19 protein-coding genes and 1 pseudogene are annotated in these 18,030 nt (G+C 40.1%); 11 read left to right on the plus strand and 9 right to left on the minus strand.

Annotated elements, in window-relative coordinates; all coding sequences use genetic code 11:
- Positions 1 to 276 precede the first annotated feature (276 nt).
- The 3 genes from ACIQXN_RS01940 (at position 277) to ACIQXN_RS01950 (ending at position 2,923) form a co-directional block, all read left to right on the plus strand.
- The gene (locus tag ACIQXN_RS01940; RefSeq protein WP_402961195.1) at positions 277 to 882 is read left to right on the plus strand and encodes a protein kinase family protein; all 606 of its coding nucleotides are present in this window, start codon (positions 277 to 279) and stop codon (positions 880 to 882) included.
- 22 nt (positions 883 to 904) lie between these two features.
- The gene (locus ACIQXN_RS01945; protein WP_402961197.1) at positions 905 to 1,345 is read left to right on the plus strand and encodes a DUF6376 family protein; all 441 of its coding nucleotides are present in this window, start codon (positions 905 to 907) and stop codon (positions 1,343 to 1,345) included.
- Positions 1,346 to 1,675: 330 nt separating this feature from the next.
- Positions 1,676 to 2,923, plus strand: a complete 1,248-nt coding sequence (locus tag ACIQXN_RS01950; RefSeq protein WP_402961199.1) for an aminopeptidase — start codon at positions 1,676 to 1,678, stop codon at positions 2,921 to 2,923.
- A 211-nt stretch (positions 2,924 to 3,134) separates the two neighbouring features.
- On the opposite strand, the gene ACIQXN_RS01955 is transcribed toward ACIQXN_RS01950, so the two are convergent.
- Together ACIQXN_RS01955 and ACIQXN_RS01960 are read right to left on the minus strand one after the other, a co-directional pair.
- Positions 3,135 to 3,794, minus strand: a complete 660-nt coding sequence (locus ACIQXN_RS01955) for a zf-HC2 domain-containing protein (RefSeq protein ID WP_402961201.1) — start codon at positions 3,792 to 3,794, stop codon at positions 3,135 to 3,137.
- Positions 3,781 to 4,293, minus strand: coding sequence for an RNA polymerase sigma factor (locus ACIQXN_RS01960; RefSeq protein ID WP_402961203.1), 513 nt, complete (start codon positions 4,291 to 4,293; stop codon positions 3,781 to 3,783). The genes ACIQXN_RS01955 and ACIQXN_RS01960 overlap by 14 nt, the downstream gene beginning before the upstream one ends.
- Before the next feature lie 232 nt (positions 4,294 to 4,525).
- Here ACIQXN_RS01960 and ACIQXN_RS01965 point away from each other — a divergent pair, with 232 nt between their 5' ends.
- The 6 genes from ACIQXN_RS01965 (at position 4,526) to yppF (ending at position 9,138) form a co-directional block, all read left to right on the plus strand.
- Positions 4,526 to 4,753 carry a hypothetical protein gene (locus tag ACIQXN_RS01965; protein ID WP_402961205.1) on the plus strand — a complete coding sequence of 76 codons (228 nt, stop codon included), beginning with the start codon at positions 4,526 to 4,528 and terminating at the stop codon, positions 4,751 to 4,753.
- A 299-nt stretch (positions 4,754 to 5,052) separates the two neighbouring features.
- Positions 5,053 to 6,441: an L-cystine transporter gene (locus ACIQXN_RS01970; protein ID WP_402961208.1), complete on the plus strand. Its 1,389-nt coding sequence runs from the start codon at positions 5,053 to 5,055 to the stop codon at positions 6,439 to 6,441.
- Between the two features lie 128 nt (positions 6,442 to 6,569).
- Positions 6,570 to 6,833, plus strand: coding sequence for a hypothetical protein (locus ACIQXN_RS01975; RefSeq protein ID WP_402961211.1), 264 nt, complete (start codon positions 6,570 to 6,572; stop codon positions 6,831 to 6,833).
- Between the two features lie 236 nt (positions 6,834 to 7,069).
- Positions 7,070 to 7,636 carry a sigma-70 family RNA polymerase sigma factor gene (locus tag ACIQXN_RS01980; RefSeq protein ID WP_402961213.1) on the plus strand — a complete coding sequence of 189 codons (567 nt, stop codon included), beginning with the start codon at positions 7,070 to 7,072 and terminating at the stop codon, positions 7,634 to 7,636.
- On the plus strand, positions 7,633 to 8,751 hold the full coding sequence (locus tag ACIQXN_RS01985) for a DUF4179 domain-containing protein (RefSeq protein WP_402961215.1): 1,119 nt from the start codon (positions 7,633 to 7,635) through the stop codon (positions 8,749 to 8,751). Before ACIQXN_RS01980 ends, ACIQXN_RS01985 begins: the two co-directional genes overlap by 4 nt.
- Before the next feature lie 192 nt (positions 8,752 to 8,943).
- Positions 8,944 to 9,138: a YppF family protein gene (gene yppF, locus ACIQXN_RS01990; RefSeq protein WP_402961217.1), complete on the plus strand. Its 195-nt coding sequence runs from the start codon at positions 8,944 to 8,946 to the stop codon at positions 9,136 to 9,138.
- 65 nt (positions 9,139 to 9,203) lie between these two features.
- Here the strand turns inward: yppF and ACIQXN_RS01995 are convergent, their stop codons facing one another.
- Both ACIQXN_RS01995 and ACIQXN_RS02000 read right to left on the minus strand, forming a co-directional pair.
- A complete protein-coding gene (locus ACIQXN_RS01995) occupies positions 9,204 to 9,878 on the minus strand; it encodes a phosphatase PAP2 family protein (RefSeq protein ID WP_402961219.1) in 675 nt (224 codons plus the stop codon).
- A 187-nt stretch (positions 9,879 to 10,065) separates the two neighbouring features.
- Entirely contained in the window at positions 10,066 to 10,284 is a 219-nt protein-coding gene (locus tag ACIQXN_RS02000; protein WP_402961221.1) for a hypothetical protein, read from the minus strand.
- A gap of 205 nt (positions 10,285 to 10,489) precedes the next feature.
- Between ACIQXN_RS02000 and ACIQXN_RS02005 the strand changes: the two genes are divergently transcribed.
- A complete protein-coding gene (locus ACIQXN_RS02005) occupies positions 10,490 to 11,650 on the plus strand; it encodes an MFS transporter (protein WP_402961223.1) in 1,161 nt (386 codons plus the stop codon).
- Between the two features lie 71 nt (positions 11,651 to 11,721).
- Here ACIQXN_RS02005 and ACIQXN_RS02010 read toward each other — a convergent pair whose 3' ends face one another.
- Complete coding sequence (locus tag ACIQXN_RS02010) at positions 11,722 to 12,573, minus strand: MBL fold metallo-hydrolase (RefSeq protein ID WP_402961225.1); 852 nt, start codon at positions 12,571 to 12,573, stop codon at positions 11,722 to 11,724.
- 190 nt (positions 12,574 to 12,763) lie between these two features.
- Here ACIQXN_RS02010 and ACIQXN_RS02015 point away from each other — a divergent pair, with 190 nt between their 5' ends.
- The gene (locus tag ACIQXN_RS02015) at positions 12,764 to 13,396 is read left to right on the plus strand and encodes a LysE family translocator (RefSeq protein WP_402961227.1); all 633 of its coding nucleotides are present in this window, start codon (positions 12,764 to 12,766) and stop codon (positions 13,394 to 13,396) included.
- A gap of 58 nt (positions 13,397 to 13,454) precedes the next feature.
- Here ACIQXN_RS02015 and ACIQXN_RS02020 read toward each other — a convergent pair whose 3' ends face one another.
- The 4 genes and pseudogenes from ACIQXN_RS02020 to ACIQXN_RS02035 all read right to left on the minus strand — a co-directional run.
- Positions 13,455 to 14,657, minus strand: coding sequence for a CynX/NimT family MFS transporter (locus ACIQXN_RS02020; RefSeq protein ID WP_402961229.1), 1,203 nt, complete (start codon positions 14,655 to 14,657; stop codon positions 13,455 to 13,457).
- 151 nt (positions 14,658 to 14,808) lie between these two features.
- Positions 14,809 to 15,198, minus strand: a complete 390-nt coding sequence (locus ACIQXN_RS02025; protein WP_402961231.1) for a YybH family protein — start codon at positions 15,196 to 15,198, stop codon at positions 14,809 to 14,811.
- Between the two features lie 206 nt (positions 15,199 to 15,404).
- On the minus strand, positions 15,405 to 16,826 hold the full coding sequence (locus ACIQXN_RS02030) for a phospholipase D-like domain-containing protein (protein ID WP_402961233.1): 1,422 nt from the start codon (positions 16,824 to 16,826) through the stop codon (positions 15,405 to 15,407).
- 282 nt (positions 16,827 to 17,108) lie between these two features.
- Positions 17,109 to 18,030 (minus strand): annotated as a pseudogene (locus tag ACIQXN_RS02035) (hypothetical protein); the annotation flags it as partial.

The following is an 18,030-nucleotide window of genomic DNA, read 5'->3' on the forward strand; positions in this document are numbered from 1 at the left end:
TGTCCAAGACTCAATAATTTGCCTCAAGACGTTGTATGCTCTATACTAACTGTAACTAAATAAATGAATTCTTCTGTTAAGGGGAGTAGCTATACAGTAAAGTCGTCAGTACAGGATTTTGATCCTCGGCTTTATTGGCAACTAATTTACAGTTGTTTGCAAGACCTTGCCGATTTTTTGGTGAGGTCTTTTACGTGTTTAAGACGGTATAACCAATAATCGGTTATACCGTCTTTTTTGTATCACTACCATTACGCTTTAGGAGAGGTGAAGAAAATGCCGCAATATGATAAATTGGCTCAAAGTGTGAAAATCGCTAACGACAAAAACCATACATTGATGGCAGCCGATGATTCGTTATCGCTTATTGGAACGGGACGAAGTGCTTATGTATTCAGAATCCAGAATACCAACCTAGCATTGAAGGTCTTTTTCCCGACCTATACCCAGACAGCTAAAATAGAAGCGGATATTTACCGTACCGTTCAAAATATCGAGTACTACCCCACCCTATATGATGCCGGAGATGATTATCTCGTGATCGATTATATCGACGGTCGCACACTTTTTGAACATTTGACGATTGGGATTCCGGTAACCGAAGAAAAGATAAAGGAAATCGACCATGCACTAAACCTGGCCAGGAAGGTTGGATTGAATCCTTCCGATATCCACTTACGGAACATCTTGATTACGTCTCAAAAGAAAGTGAAGATCATCGACCTTGCTCGGTTCAGACAGACAAAGTCCTGCAAGCAATGGCATGATTTAAAACGAGTGTTTCACCTTTTCTATAGAAGGCCCTATTTCCCCAAGAGGATTCCGACTTTTATTCTAAATTCCATTGCGGCCATTTATAAGAAAAGATTCTTACCCATTTAATAAACCATACTGGAGGTAAATCATGAAAAAAATACTTATGCTTTGTACATCGCTTTTCCTATTAACAGGATGCTCCCTTCTAGGTGAAGTCAATTCTTCACTCGAGTATGCCGATACGGCAACAGGATATGTCAGTACCGTGAAAGAGTTTGCCAACGAGGTACCTGGTCTTGCTCAAGATGCAGCCTCCGATACCGAGGGAATGAAAACACTTGAGACCGAACTGCAAACCATGAAAACGGAAATCGAGGAATTCAACGAAACGGAACCCCCGCAAATAGCTGAAGGCGTTCACGATAAAATCCTCAGCTCCAACCAAAAGCTACTGGATGGAATCGATGTATCCCTAAACAACATAGAAGATGGAACATTCGACCCCTCCGTTATCGAGGATTCGGAGATCATGAAGACGATTGATAACATCACAAGCCTGACCAAACAAATTGAAAAATTAGGGAACTAAATAACTGATACTCCTTTTAACTAAGGGAGTATCTCAGACTGTAGACAAACTCTATGAAAATCGAGTTTGTCTATTTTTATAGCTTGTACAATTTGAACATTGATTTCCACTTCAATCACTCGCTTTCCGCGGGCTGTCGGGGAGCCTCCTCGGCTTTGGAGGTGACCCTTTTTATTGGAAAAGTGACAGCTCAATTTACCTTGAATTTCGATTTTCATAGTGAGGATGTTATTCTTGTACTCTTTTTATAATGCCTTTAATGAGATAAGCCTAGTTCATTTAAATTTTCGTTTATAATGGAATTAAAAGTAAGGAATTGGGTGTGTAATGATGAAAGCAATATATGATCTTATTAGTGAAGAAAAGTTGAAAAAGTATGCAGAGCTTGCTGTACGAACAGGTGTAAATGTGCAAAAGAATCAATTAGTAATTATTCATAGTGACATAGAACATGTTACTTTTGCACGTCTAATCCAAACGGCAGCCTATGAGGCAGGAGCTTCAAATGTGGTTATGGATTGGACAGATGAACAGTCTACCGAAGAGTTTTATTTACATGCAGCAGATGATGTCATCGATTATTTTCCCGACTGGCAAGCTGCACGCTTTAAGGAGTGGGACAAGGGGGATGCTGCTTACATCCATATAATTTCCGAAAACTTAGATGTATTTAAGGAGGTTTCGAAAGAACGGATGAGCCGTTTTCAAAAGGCCTCTCGCACCAAGTTGAAGGCTTACCACGCAAAGATTAGATCTCACGAAGTACGCTGGTGCCTTCTATCTGTCCCCAACTTCGCATGGGCAACAAAAGTATTTCCTCACTTATGTAAAGAAGAAGCTTTGCAATCATTATGGCAAGTAATCTTGCAAGGAGCGCGGGCAGATGGAACAAACCCTATACAAGACTGGGAAAAACACGGAAAAAACTTCGAGTCCCAGAAAAAAATCCTAAACGACAACCAATTTGACGCCCTGCATTTTACGAATAGCCGAGGGACAGATTTATTAGTTGGCATGCCTAAAGATCACTTATATATCGGCGGGGGAGTTATCGATAAAAAGGGGATACCGTTCTTTCCGAACATTCCTACAGAAGAAATTTTTTCAGCTCCCCATAAAAATAAAGTGAATGGCAAACTAGTAGCCACTAAACCGCTTATTTATGGCGGGAGTGTCATCAATGATTTTTACCTAATCTTTAAGGATGGACGAATTACTGACTATTATGCTATCACTGGTCAAGAAGCGTTACAAAGTCTAATCGAAACTGACGAAGGTACACATTATCTAGGTGAAATTGCCTTGGTCTCTAACAACTCTCCTCTTTCTCAGGCAGATACTCTCTTTTATAACACCTTATTTGATGAAAATACGGCCTGCCATGTAGGAATCGGAAATGCCTCCCCTTCCAACCTTCAAAATGGCAGAAAGCTATCGGAGGAAGAGTTAAAGGAAGCGGGACTTAATACTTCACTCTTGTTGATCAATGTTACCTTTGGTACTGCAGATATGAAGGTAGTGGGTATTAAAGAAGGCGGAACTGAAGTCTTGCTAATGAAGGGTGGGGATTTCCAATAATGCTTAGACAAAAAATTAATCCTTATAAAATAAGCATTTAGATAATAAGATGTCACTTTAGGAATTAGCTTGCACCTATTTTATACGCTATTTTGCACTATAAATACAAAAAGCCCAATCTCTTGACAATCAAATTAAGAAATTGAACTTTTATCATGACCCAAAATAGCGTCTTATAATTGCAAATAATCATATACTTGCTATCATTTAATTATTTCTCCCAAATTAACACAGCGCGATCTAAAATTGACTCCCAAGTATCTTTTTTAGCAGAGATATCTTCTATTTCATAATCTACATAATAAACAGCATCAATATTTTCACTTTCGGAAAATTCCCAGATATAATCCTGTTCATTATGATTCTTCTCGTTATTAATTAAGCTTCTAGAAGGCGAATCAGCAAACGTTTCTCTATAAGCTATAAAACTCACATTCTTTTTCACTCCGTCAATTTCAAATGACTTAGGAAGGGTCTCGTTAACGCTAGAATAGCTTTTTCCGTAATAGTGAGAAACCAATTGATTATCATTTTGCATTTCAATTTCAATTAGATTTTTCGAATATGGAATAACTCTTTCGTAATAAAAAATATATGCATACACTCCAAATAGGATTATAGCCGTAACAAAAATGGATACAAATGAAATGATTACTTTTTTCTTACGCCATTTTTTATTAATCTTTTTAATAATAGGGGCATTTTTTTCTACTGGAATATACAGGTTTCGTTTCATTGTTTCATATTCCTTTTGGCATTTTTCACAATGCTGTAAATGCTGGTCTACCATTTCTTTTGTATCTTGACTAACTACCTCATCCATATAAAGAGGTAAAACATCTTGAATAATTGTACATTTAACCTCTTTCATAATTGTTCTCCTCCATATACACAATAATTTGTTTCCTTGCTCTGTAGTAGGTCACCCTTGCCCATCCTGCACTTTTCCCGAAAAGAAGCCCGATTTTCTCAAACGGTAATTCGCCAAAAGTACGTAGTGAAAAGACCTCCTTATATGGCTCATTCATGGAATGAAGAAACTGATGAACGGCAAAGGCATCTTCTTCATTCATCAAATGATTTACTATTTGCACGCCCATGCCTGTTTCTTCTACTAGGGTGGAATCGATCTGTCGTTTATTTCTTTTATGGTGAGAGAAATACGTATTTTTAGCAATGGTAAAAAGCCATGCTCGAATATCTTTTGACCCATCAAATTTTTCTATGGACTTTAAGGCCTTAAAGAATGCTTCTTGCGTAATTTCTTCGGCTACACTCTCATCGTGACATAATGATTGGATGAACAAATGAACTTCTTTAAAATATTCACGATAAATTTTCTCAAAATCTATCTCTTTCACCCCTTTCACTTATATAACTCCTGAATTCTAATTACGTTACAAAACTATTTAAATTTTTCGCATTAGATTATGATCCTTCTTTCCTGCTACTATCATTTAAGCACAATATAGATTATCATTATACGATGTGATTAAATTTTCTTAATATTCTTTCCTCAGTTAAATAGAAATTTAGCTTTTTAAATTGACACTCATATACAAATTGCTAAAAAATAATTCCATCCATCTAGGAGGTGTATAAATGGATAATTCCCCAACAATAATAGGAGCAGGAAACTGGTTAGGAATTCTTTCTACGATATTATTCATCCTTAGCTTTTATTTCACCCTTACTTTCTTCCAAAGCTTAAAGTCAGGGAATGAGCGCATTATCAGACAGTATAAATTAGCGGCCGTTTTTTCCTTGGCTCTTGGTTTGATTATTCCTGCAATCTATAATCTGTATATGATTAACAAAATGATGCAATAACATATCTCTCAATCAGAAAGCTTAGAGTGCCATGCGCTTCGAGCTTTTTTCGTTTTCTAGTTCCTTTACCATCACATAGGCCGTGTTCATTCGTGATTCTCCCTCTTCATGCATTTCCATCCTACAAAAATCCTGTATAAATACAATCCAATCTTCATCGAAAACCCTAAATTCTTATGTTTCCAAAAAATATCTTTAAATCATACTATTTTTCGCTGGTAAAAAAGTAATAAATGATGTATCATACTCCTAGTATTTATTATTCAGAGTAGATTAATAGGAATTGGAGAGGATTAAAAATGATTGGTTATGTTTTCTTGAATATTGCCATAATGATTGTCCTATTGGGCGTTCTGTTTTATATGAACAAAAAACATATTTCCTTTACAAAAAGAGTGTTCACTGCCCTTGGTTTAGGGATTATATTCGGACTGCTTTTGCAGTACTTCTATGAACCTGGATCGGTAGCGATTGTAAAATCGACCGATTGGTTTAGCATCGTAGGTTCCGGTTACGTTAAATTTCTACAAATGATCGTTATGCCACTAGTATTCATTTCGATTTTGGCGGCGTTTACGAGATTGAAGCTTACAAGCAATATCGGTAAAATCAGTGTCTTGATCATCGGGATTTTACTTGGTACGACTGCTATTGCGGCAGCCATCGGTATTACATCCGCTACCGTCTTCGATTTAGAAGCCGTTCAAATTGAACAAGGTGATGCAGAAACGAGCCGCGGGGTTGAAATTACAGAAAAAACAGGTACCATCCAAGATAAAATGACCATGCCGCAACAAATCATCGAGCTGATTCCAGCCAACCCGTTCCTTGATTTAACTGGTGCTCGCTCGACTTCGACGATTTCAGTGGTCATCTTTGCCGCATTTCTTGGAATCGCCTATCTTGGGGTTAAAAGAAAACAGCCTGAACACGCTGAGTTTTTCGCTAAAATCGTCGATGCCCTGCATAGCATCATTATGCGTGTGGTGACATTGATTTTACGCTTAACTCCTTATGGAATCTTGGCAATCATGACAACTACGGTCGCTACGAGTGACCTCGATGCCATCCTTAAATTGGGTAAATTCGTGGGAGCTTCTTACGTAGCCCTTATCGTGATGTTCTTGATTCATCTGCTATTGCTGATGATCGCTGGATTGAATCCAATCACCTATTTAAGAAAAGCCTTCCCTGTCTTGTCGTTCGCTTTCACAGCTAGATCGAGCGCAGGTGCACTACCAATGAATATCCAAACGCAAAAGCAACTAGGTGTCTCTGAAGGGATTGCCAACTTTGCCGGATCCTTCGGGTTATCCATCGGACAAAATGGTTGTGCCGGTATTTATCCAGCCATGCTGGCGGTCATGATTGCACCGACAGTCGGAATCGATCCGCTATCTCCATCCTTTATCGCCACATTGATCCTGATTGTGGCCATCAGTTCCTTTGGAGTAGCAGGTGTCGGCGGTGGTGCAACATTCGCAGCCATCCTCGTCCTTTCTGCAATGGACTTACCGGTAGCCTTGGCAGGACTATTAATCTCGGTTGAACCATTGATCGACATGGGTAGAACCGCCTTGAATGTTAGCGGAAGCATGACTTCAGGTCTGCTGACTAGCAAGATCACGCACGACCTGGATAAAGACCAATATAACGAAACCTCTGTAAAACTAGACACTGAAATGTAATTCCTTCCCCCCCTCTCGTTACTGAGACGGGGGTTTTGTTTTTCCGTTTTCCTTTCTAAAAGAAAATTCACTTTCTAGAGAAGAAAAGTTATATAATAATTGTTAGATAATGGATACGGAGGTTGAGTATGAAAAATATTTCCTCATTAATCATTGGGGTGGCCATCATCATAGGTTTCACAATCCTAGGTTTATTTCTAATGGTTGCATTAAAAGACAATTCAAAAGGAGTAAGCCATGAAGATCAATATGAACTAGTGCCCGTAAATGATAATAATATGGTCATCTTTGATAAGAAGTCGGGGGATTACTGGAATAAATTCATTCCGAGTGATGAAGGCCCTACAGATTGGAAAAAAGGTGATTCCCCCATTAAACATAGTGACCATTAGAATAAGAAAATTGAACCATCTCACTGTTTCGATTGAGGTGGTTTTTTTATACGCTCTATTTTGTTGAGCAATTTTTGACAGGCTGTACTATGCCTATATCCAACTCTGTCACTTAATAATCTCTCCTTCTCTTCATCCCCATTACCTTCCGCTTCTTTAATTTTGAGAACAAATCGTTTTCCATACGTTGTATAAGGTGTAAAAGCTTTTACAAAAAAACAAGGGGATTTCATGATATGAAAAGTACTGAGCAGAATTTTATCCAGAGATTGCAACGCCAAGAAGAAGACGCCTTAGAATATATAGTTGATACTTACTTGCCTTTAATCAAGGGCATAGCCTATAAAGTCCTCTCTCCGATTAAAAATGATGGTCTCATCGAAGAATGCATCAATGATATTTTCCTTTCCATCTGGGAAAATTCGAATAAATTCAGTGGAAACTCGACGGATTTCAGGAAATGGATTTGTGCGATTACCAAATTCAAATCGATTGATTATTACCGAAAAGCGACACGAAAAGCAGAATTCACTTCAGAACATATAGGAGTGAATGCAGAAAAGTCTGCCGAGGACGAACTGATTCAACTAGAAGAACGAAATGAACTTCTTCAATTAATCGAGCTATTAGAGCCTGTAGACCGTGATATTTTTATCATGAAGTACTTTCTTGGTTTTAAAAATGAAGACATCTCCATCAAACTTGGATTAACAAAAGCCTCGATAGACAATCGGATTTATAGAGGCAAAAAGAAACTGAATCAAAAGGCGATAAATTTAAGATTAGGAGGAAGCGTACTGTGAAGGATATTTATGAATTACTGAATGATATTGACATCCACGAATCGGAATTCATAGAAATGGAAGTAACTGAACTCGAAAAGGCCAGAGTCAAAAAAAGGCTCAAAAAATCGATTCTTAAGAAGAAAAAGAACAAAGGCTGGCAAAGGAAAATCATGGCCGCTTCCATTCTTTTCGCTTTAACTTCCGCTACCATCGGGTTATCATTCACGGCGTCTGCCAGTGACATTCCTTTGATTGGAGATATTTTTAGATTTCTAGGAGACGAGAATGGCGAGAATAAAGAAAAAGGACTTTATCATGACTTTAAAAACTACTCCAACACTATCAACCTTACGGAAGAAAGTAATGGAATATCTTTCACAATCAACGATGCCATTTATGATGGAAAAACTGTAACCATCACTTATTCGATAGAAAGTGAAAGAGATTTAGGAAATGAATCCTTAAATATTCCCAGTCCGCATATAAAAGAAATAAAGGGCCAAGCCGGAACAGATCACACTTCGAAAATCGCTGAGAATAAATACGTTGGGATATTAACCGCCAGCAACATAGAAAAAAGTGAAAATGATACAGTCCATATAAAATGGGACATAGACAGTATAGGAGCCACAAGCATGGACAAAGAGATAAAAGGTAAATGGAATTTCGCCTTTGCTTTACAGGCAACAAAAAGCAACGAACAGGTCATCAATAAAAGTGTCGATCAATATGGAGTAAAAGTATCTATCGAAAAGATTGCAATATCACCTATGTCCTTTGTGATTCATTACAACCAAGAAGTATCCGACCTTATTAAAAGCAAATGGGATGATGCCTATGTCGAATTGACCATTAAGGATGACTTGGGGAATGCATACTCAGGCCAAGTCAATGGTGGAAGTGGCATTAACGGTTATAATTTGAATTGGAGCAAGACCTTCCAAAAAGTCGACGCAAATGCAACAAAGCTAATCGCCACCCCACATGTAACATTACGTAATTACACATCGGAAAACCATGGGCAAGTAACGATAACGGAAACAGGAGAAAAGATAACATCCCAATCAACAATATCTGCAAGAGCACCCAAAGATATCGTATTAGATGACATCATCATCGATTTGAAGAAATAAATAGTCAAAAAAAAACGCTTGGAGGATAAACCAAGCGTTTTATGTTTTATCAACTTGTCTTCTCCTTACATCCCTTCAACTTTCTTGTCTTCATTTGTATGAAAATGTCGGTAGTTTAAATTTTCTAAAAACTAAACTTACTTTATTTTCCATGTTATATTATTAAAGTAAAAAATCTAAAGGAAATGTAAGGTGAGCGAACTGACAATAGAAGTTTTAATTTTGCACTATATTCAAGAGACACGCCAAAAGCCTTTTCATGCAGATGAGTTGTTAGATTATATTCAAAAAGAATACTTAAGTGGCAATTTATCAATTTTTCAATACAACGACCTCTGCAAAGAATTATATCGACGAGGCGCAAAAAAACAACTCCATTTAGGGTGACTTCCCCCGATAGCTTGCAAACTATCGCAAAAAGGACTGCCCCTATGAGACAGTCCTTACTATTTTTATAGGTCGCTATTTTTCATTCTCTTTTTCAAACGTCCTGCCCGAAAGTGGTGCGCCTGAAAGCTCTTTCTACCGCTGAACATAAACTGGGCCGCTGCATATACTCCACAAGCAACAAGGATACCCGCCAAAGCATCCAAAATGGCATGCTGTTTCGTGAATAAAGTGGACAGGATAATAAGCGCCCCAATAACTGTCACACTAATATACTCCCACTTGAAATCCTCTTTTCTGTTATAAACGATAATCATCATGATAAACGTCGTCATTACATGGATACTTGGCAGACAATTGACAGGCTGGTCATGCATGTAGATGAAACGAATCAGATTAGCAAAGATATCATCCCCTGCCACTATCGGACGTGGCACTGTCGTTTGCCAGAAAATATATACAACAAAGCAAATCAGTTTCCCTGTTATTAAACTACTTATCGCAACGAAATATTGCTTTCGATCGACAAAGCAAAAATAAATCAGCAAACCATATATAAATGGGTACCAAAGTAAATACGGGAAAATGAATTCCTTGATAAAGGGGATCCCCTCATCTATCTTCGTCGTGACATCGACTGCATCACTCGGTATTTGGTTGATGACTGAGTAAATGACACTAGTAAGGACAAACAATAATAAATAACTCAATGGGTAAAGATTTTTCATATTTTTTTTCATAGCTTACTCCGTTTTATATATTAGTATTTTTATAACAGGTATTTACCCCGAAACATCCTATATGAACCATTTCTTAATTCCCACCGTTTTTAAAGCTATGATTAGGTTGAAATCTTTATTCTTGGCGGACAAAACCCTATCCAAGAAAAATTTTTAAGAAGACAAACCCAAAAAAGGTATTTAACCCCTAACCTAACCACGACATTACAATCATTAAAACCCCAATAACTACTACGACAACCGGTCCTACGACAAACAATCCGAATAATAACGATAAAATGGCATCTATAAAGGTACGGCCGGGGCCTACTTTCTCTTTTCTTTCTGCAAGTAATAAGTCTTCAAGAGAAGCAACCTTTTGTTTAAGTTCCTTTAACTCCTGAACAACTTTTGTATCTTGATCCAAACCCCCAACTCCCTACCTCATTTTCTGACGTTAATTATATCACGCACACCCATCAAAAGTATTAAATGATAAAAAAACACTCACATATTTCCCATGGTAAAATAGGAAATTGGTAATCTATAGATTTCAATTAATTCCGGGAATGTTACAATAATAAAGGTGAGTTCCATCCAATCTAAAGAATTTGTGGGGTACTATACATTTTATGAGAACATTAGGATTACTGAAAGGCTTTAACTTTTTATACTTCGGTTTACTTGCCATTTTCATTCCGTTTCTACCAGTTTATCTAGACGATCAGGGACTGTCACCGGGCCAGATCGGATTTATCATTGGGACAGGTGGGTTTGTGACTTTGATTACCCAGCCTTTATGGGGCATGATCAGTGACAAAACGAAGACGATTCGCAAAGTCCTGTTGCTGCTGATTTTTTTCTCAAGCATACTCGGTTATTTTCTGTACGATTCGGGAAGCTATCTTCTATTGATTCTATTTGCTATGTTGCTATATTTCTTCCTGATGCCGATTGACCCACTGACGGAAAGCCTCAACTTTACGATTGCAGAATCGAATGGAATCAGCTATGGATCCATCCGTACATATGGCGCGTTAGGATATGCTGTTATCTCACTGATCACGGGCTATGTGATGTCCCATTTCGGTGCGAACAGTCTGGCATGGCTCTTTTCCGGTATTGGTTTTATCGGTTTTGTGATCATCTGGATGATGCCAGACGCACCCGTTTCAGGAAAGCCTGTTACGATGAAAACGCTCAAGCATTTTTTCAGCAATAAAGAAACCTTACTATTCCTTTTGCTGGTCTTCATTTGTGCGGTTCCAGCCAGGATGAACGATACGTTCCTGGGTGTGTATATTCGAGAACTGGGAGGAAGCACCACACTTGTTGGTCTCACTTGGTTCTTGGCAGCCGGCAGTGAAATTGTCGTGTTTGCACTAAGCTTCTGGTGGCTTCGCAAAGGCAAGGAAATCATCATCATCTCCTTCGCGGCTGCATTTTTCTTTATCCGGTATTTCGTTTCGGCCTGGCTGACGGATCCGCATCTGTTAGCTTACTTGCAGATCATGCAACTGTTAACATTCCCCATTTTCTACTCGGCTGCTATACAATATCTGTACCGGATTGTGCCGGCTGAATGGCGTGCCACGGGGCAGACGATACTGGCCTTGCTGTTCTTTGGAGTTTCGGGAATCCTTGCTTCTTATATAGGGGGCGCCATATATGGAGCGTTTGGAGGGAAAATCCTTTACCTATCGATTTCTTCCATCTCCTTCGTGGGAATGGTGTTCGCCTTGATTCTTTACCGGATTTACGGGAAGAAAGAGATTCTGGTGAAAGCAGAATAAGACACAAAAAAGTCGACTCCTGTTACAGGAATTCGACTTTTTTGTTTTATTAAAATTACCTGTTCCTTCACTTACCCAGTAAAGCCATTTACAAAAAGCCCCACCGTGTCTAGCTCATCTTCGGTTAAATTGCGGTTTAGCTTTATAGCCAGCTCTTGCTCCATCATTTCTTGGTTGCCCTGATGCTTGACGACAAGACTGGCACAATCCTTAAATAACTTGATCTCCTGCTCCATCTCCTGTTTCGTGCATGGCTGATCATGATGGGAAAGGATATATGTTTCGGCATGATAGGATTCGATTTTCTCAACAAGCTTCAAAGCCTTTTCAGCCGTGTAATTCCATTTATCAGCATAGAGGTTGGCATACAGGCAATCGCCCAGAATTAAGGTGTTTTCCTCAGGTACATACACAATGCAAGAATCCGCGGCATGGTCCCCACCCACGTGTTCTACGATACATGTTATATCCCCCAGATCAATGGTTAGCGATTTTTCAAAAACAATATCAGGAAGCTTCAGGGAAATGTCCCGTTCTGTACCCAACTCCAACTTGATGGCGTCGGCACAAAAAGGAATCTCGACCCCTTCCTTGACCCGCTGATCAAGGGAATGATCATCCCAAGATAGCAGCTGCATCTCTTTAATGTTCCTGTACGTCCCCTTCTCGCATATTACCGGAACGTCCACGTTTTCCAGTCCAAATACATGGTCCCAATGTGAATGGGTAAGAACCAGCATGTCCCCGCTCAGATTGCCCTTCATCAATTCATCTTGAAATAGCTGAGCATGTGAGACGGAGTTACCCGCGTCAATGATGAGCGTTTTCTTTGCTCCGGAAACAGCAACAAGAATCGGACGATCCGTTACCTCCACTCTCGTCAGATAGACGATATGTTTCGATACTTTTTCTAAAGTTTGCATGGTTCACTTCTCCTTTAGCCCGATGGATTTCTTGAATCATTCAGTGTATATAAAGTATAGCAAACTAATCGGACAATAGTTGTAAGGTACTATGAAAATTAGTAGCAGCTATCCCTTTCCAGGATGATTTGTGTTACAGTAAATAATAAATTTATCAGAATACTCAAATAGTAAGGTTGGTGTTTTTAACTTGGAAAATTTTTATGTATTTATCATGATGTGCATCCTTCTCATACTATTACCAGGTCCCGATACGGCGATTGCAACTAAGAACACCTTTTCGGTCGGGAAGAGGGGTGGCCTACAAACGATGCTTGGTACGTGTTGTGCCCTTCTCATTCATACAACGGCCGCTGTTTTAGGACTATCAGCGATTATCGTTAAATCTGCCTTATTATTTTCCATTTTTAAATACGTTGGTGCCGTGTACTTGATCTATCTAGGAATCAAGACATTATGGGGATTGAGGAATAAAGAAGTCGCAGCAACCGATGAAATGAATTCTGAGAATAAATACGAAAGCAAGTCTTGCTTTAAACAGGGGTTCCTGACCAACTTGCTCAATCCGAAAGTGGCTGTGTTCTTTCTAACGTTTTTGCCACAGTTCGTGAATCCTGGACATGATACATTTCTGCCATTTCTATTGATGGGGGCTACCTACACCATTTTGACAGCATTATGGTTCTTCTTCTACATCTACTTGCTTAACCAGATCAGCGCTTTCATGAAAAAGCCGAGGACCCAAATGGTTTTTGAAGGCATTACCGGTACAATCCTGATAGGTTTTGGGTTAAAGCTAGCGATGGAAAAGGCTCATCATTAATTAATGGGGTTGGCTATTTATAGGTACAGGCAGCAATCACAGGATTGCTGCCTTTTCTTTATGCCACCTGCCGGTCTCGTCCGGAAATCATACCGAAGATCATGACCAAAGCAGCGTTGAGGATGAGTGCAGTTAGCGGAATGGTCCATTCTTGAGCCAAATCAAACAAGTATCCAATGAGTATCGGTCCAACGGCTGCAAGTAGATAGCCAGTTGATTGAGCCATTCCTGATAACTCGGCGGCTTGATTCGCATTCCGTGCGCGAATGCCGATATAACTTAGTGCAAGTGGGAAATTCCCTCCCAATGCGATTCCGATCAAAGTAATACTGCCAATAAGGATGGGATAAGAAGAGCCAATCCATAACCCTGCATATCCGATGATCGAGCACAATCCCAGCCCAAAAGCTAGCCAAACCTGGGAATGAAGTCGTGCAGCAATAACGGGAATGAAGAAGCTCGAAGGTAGCCCCACCAACTGGGTAAACGAAAGTAACCAACCAGCAGTCTCCCTGCTTATCCCATGATTAATTAAGATTTCTGGTAACCACGCAATCGTCACATAAAATAAAAAGGATTGAAAACCCATGTATAAGGCGATTTGCCAAGCAAGTGGGGAATGCCAAATTTTAGTTGCACTTAAACTGACACTTCTTATCGGGTTTCCTTTTCCGTCATTCAACCTGAGAAGGTACATCCAAACCACGATGGCCAGTACCGCCGGAATTCCCCAAACGATCAAGGCCCCCTGCCAACCAAGCTTCAACCCAATGGCCAATGGAACGCTCAGCCCCGAAGCAAGAGAAGCAATCAACCCCATCGAAGTGGAATAGACGCTTGTCATCAGACCGAATTTCTGCGGGTATTTATCCTTAATAACGACAGGTAAAAGGACATTTCCGATGGATATCCCCATCCCGACGAGAATGGTCCCCATAAATAGGAATATCGATATCGAAACGGACCGGATGCAAATCCCGATTAACAGAATGAACAACCCAAGCAACAAAGTCTTCTCATTCGTCAACCGATTGGCGATTTTCGGAACGATAGGCGACATGATGGCAAACGTAATTAACGGAAAACTCATCAATAACCCTGCACTCCAATGGGATAGTCCAAGGTCTGCCTGAATCACGCCGACTAATGGTCCCACCGAAGTGATGGCTGGACGCAGATTGAAGGCAACAAGGACAATGCCCAACGTGAAAAAAAATAAGAATAATGATTTCTTTTGAACAGCTAGCTTTTGTTGCTCCATCCAAAAAAGTCCTCCTAAATCGAGTGAAATTTCTAATGATATTACAATAGAATATCACAATTGAATTGGAAGAAGTTTGATTAAATTACTTTACATGGATATGAGCGGAAATACCCACGAGAAGGTTGAGTAATCATCATAGAACCTAAAGCTACTTATTGATTAATTCTGTACCATATGAGTTATCAATTGCACAAAGCCATTTACCTTGTGAATTTTTTTTAAAGACATATGTTGCTCTTCTATCCATAGAATATTCTGTTTCCTTTTTATCAGCGTCAAGTAACGTTTGGGAAATAACTAACGCAGTATCTCCTGTCTCTAAAATAATCATTTCTCCCTGCGTTGGCACAAGGGTGTCATTGAAATATTTCGAGATTTCAATGAATGCTTTTTTGATTTCCTCTTTACCTTGTGCTTTCATTCCAGGCTTAACAACCAGAAGTGCATCATCAGTATAGTAATTCATCAGTGTATCAAAATCTTTCTGCTTTATTGCAAGGTCACACATCTTGATAAGCTCTTTCAATTCGTTTCCCATATAATATTCCCTCCCAAACACACCAAATGTATTGCCAAAAATAAAAAAAGGGTATTTTTTCCACCTTATCACTCGATATTAAGTATTTCAATAATATTTTATTTCTATAGAGTATGAGATGGTTGGTCCTATAAACAAAAAAAGCACATCTAAATAAAATGATGTACTTTTGTTATTCTAGTATGTGATATGAAAGTCATAATATTTCAAACCAATCCTCTCCAAAGTATCGCTATTTTTGAAAGAGCATTCAGCATGATGGCCTTAAACGACTTGTCTTTTTTCTCATCTTTTGGCGTCTCAATCTTCTCTTTCTTATCCGCAACAAGTGTGCTACTACTGATTTTGTTATCTATGGCCTCTGTCAGCTGTTGCGCGAACTCCTCGCTATCGATGACGACCATCGAGTCTGTACTTAAAAATGATGATCGTGGATCCAGGTTGAAGGAACCAACTGCACTGATTCGTTGATCATAGACGACCGATTTGGCATGTAAGGAGTAGTGATCCGCATATTCATAAAGTCGTAAACCAGTCTGCACTATATCTTCTCTCGTATCCAAGTAGCCAGAAAAGGCAAAAACATTGGGAGTGGATTTTACGGAATTCGTGAGCAATGTCCAATCGGCAGCCGAATTCATGTTATCTGGTACATACTTCTTCATCTCTTTTGTAGGTATCACATACGGACTCTGCATCAGAACGGACTTGTCAGATACTGTCGCTAAGTCAATAAGCGTTTTCCAGACAACGGGTTGTTTTTTGAAACGTTCGATGGGATTCCGAATAAAGCTCACTCGTTTTGCTGAAGTGGTTATTGCACTCCACTTCATCGATGGTGTAACAAAGTTCTCGTCGGCTTTTATGGCCTTATTATATTTACTGGCTAATTTTTTCTTTTCCTTTTTCCCTTTGGTAACCTGTCTTTTTGAAAGGTCAGAAAAGGGATCGCTTGTATAAGGATGATTCCATAATTCATTCATATACACTTTCATTTGAACGTTTGCACTTTCTTTATCTTGTTTTGCATTAAAGATAATGACATCCCGATCATGCACAAAGTTCTTTGGTGGTTTTTTCGCTAAATATTTATCGGCTATATTTCGGCCGCCAATAATGCCCAGCTTCCCATCAGCGATCATGATTTTGTCATGAAGCCGGTTGTTCCATGTCCATGGCTGGAATATCTTAAACGATTCATAATACCTTAATTCGATATTTTCGTGCGACGCCAAGGCATAACGGGCATCACTCATGTTGAAGCGAAGACCATGGCAAATCCCATCTAAAAGGATTCGGACCTTGACACCACGATCAGCTGCATCGATAAGGGCACCAAGCATGAGCTCTGTCGATTTCCCTTTTGCAATCGAGTAATAGGCGATATCAATGGATTCTTCCGCTTCCTGAATCATTTGCATTCGAGCACGTCCTGATTCGTATCCATCCTCGAGCAATAGGACCCGATCGGAAGAATCACCCTTCCCCATAAATTCACTCACATTATTAGTTGGCATATCCCCTTTTTTCTCCAACGGAAAATAGAACAAAACAACCGCTGTAGCCACTGCATAAAGGATATATAAAACACATACAAATAGTGCTCCTTTTACGATTTTTTTTGCCATTGAATCCTTTTCCTCCTTCCCCCTCACTTTCTTCATACTATTTGTATAAAGGAAAAACTCTATGCAAAGGGAGTTAACCATTTGTATGCCTATTAACTCACACGCTCTTGAACCATTTCAAATCATGCTATTTCCTTTTATCAATACACCACCATTATTAAATTGATGTATGAGCCGAAGAGATTCATGTGTAAAGGGTTTGTCTAACAGAAAAAGGTTGCCTCTCAGTGGAAACCACTTAAAGACAACCTGTAAGTTGATTTGGATAATTGTTGTTTTTTACTACGGTGTAGTAGTAGAGAGTAAAATAGTTGCTGCTACACCATTAGCAAATGCTCCATCACCAGTGGTGATTCTGACAGTTATTAAATCACATTGCTCAACAGCAAAATCAGCGGCTGCAAATGCACAACAATTTCTTGTGTCATCTGAATTTGGTCCCGTTATTGTAGCAACGATACCTGTTGCTACAGGAGCATCAAACCCACAATCTGAGCTTACATATATTTCAGCTGATGCTAGGACTCCGTCTCCTAAAGCATTATCACGGATATTTAAGACCAAACCTGTAATGGTGGCATCCTGTGGAACAACTAACGTGTTTCGTACAAAACTTGCTGAAGAAGTACCTAAGCCTAGGAAATCCAGATTACCAATTGATTGATCTGTTCCAAGGAAAACTGTCAGTCCGCCTGGACCAGTAGCTCCTGTTGCTCCGGTTCCTCCGGTTGCTCCCGTTCCTCCTGTCGCTCCCGGCTCTCCCGTTGCTCCCGTTCCTCCGGTTGCTCCCGTTCCTCCGGTTGCTCCCGTGGCTCCCGGCTCTCCTGTTGCTCCGGTTCCTCCTGTCGCTCCCGGCTCTCCCGTTGCTCCGGTTCCTCCGGTTCCTCCGGTTGCTCCGGTTCCTCCGGTTCCTCCGGTTCCTCCGGTTGCTCCGGTTGCTCCGGTTCCTCCGGTACCTCCTGTCGCTCCCGGCTCTCCCGTTGCTCCGGTTCCTCCGGTTGCTCCCGGCTCTCCTGTTGCTCCCGTTCCTCCTGTCGCTCCCGGCTCTCCCGTTGCTCCGGTTCCTCCCGTTACTCCGGTACCTCCTGTCGCTCCGGTTGCTCCCGAGGCTCCCGGCTCTCCCGTTGCTCCGGTTCCTCCCGTTACTCCGGTACCTCCTGTCGCTCCGGTTGCTCCCGAGGCTCCCGGCTCTCCCGTTGCTCCG

This window comes from Peribacillus sp. NPDC097295 (genome assembly GCF_044761665.1).
GTDB lineage: Bacteria > Bacillota > Bacilli > Bacillales > DSM-1321 > Peribacillus.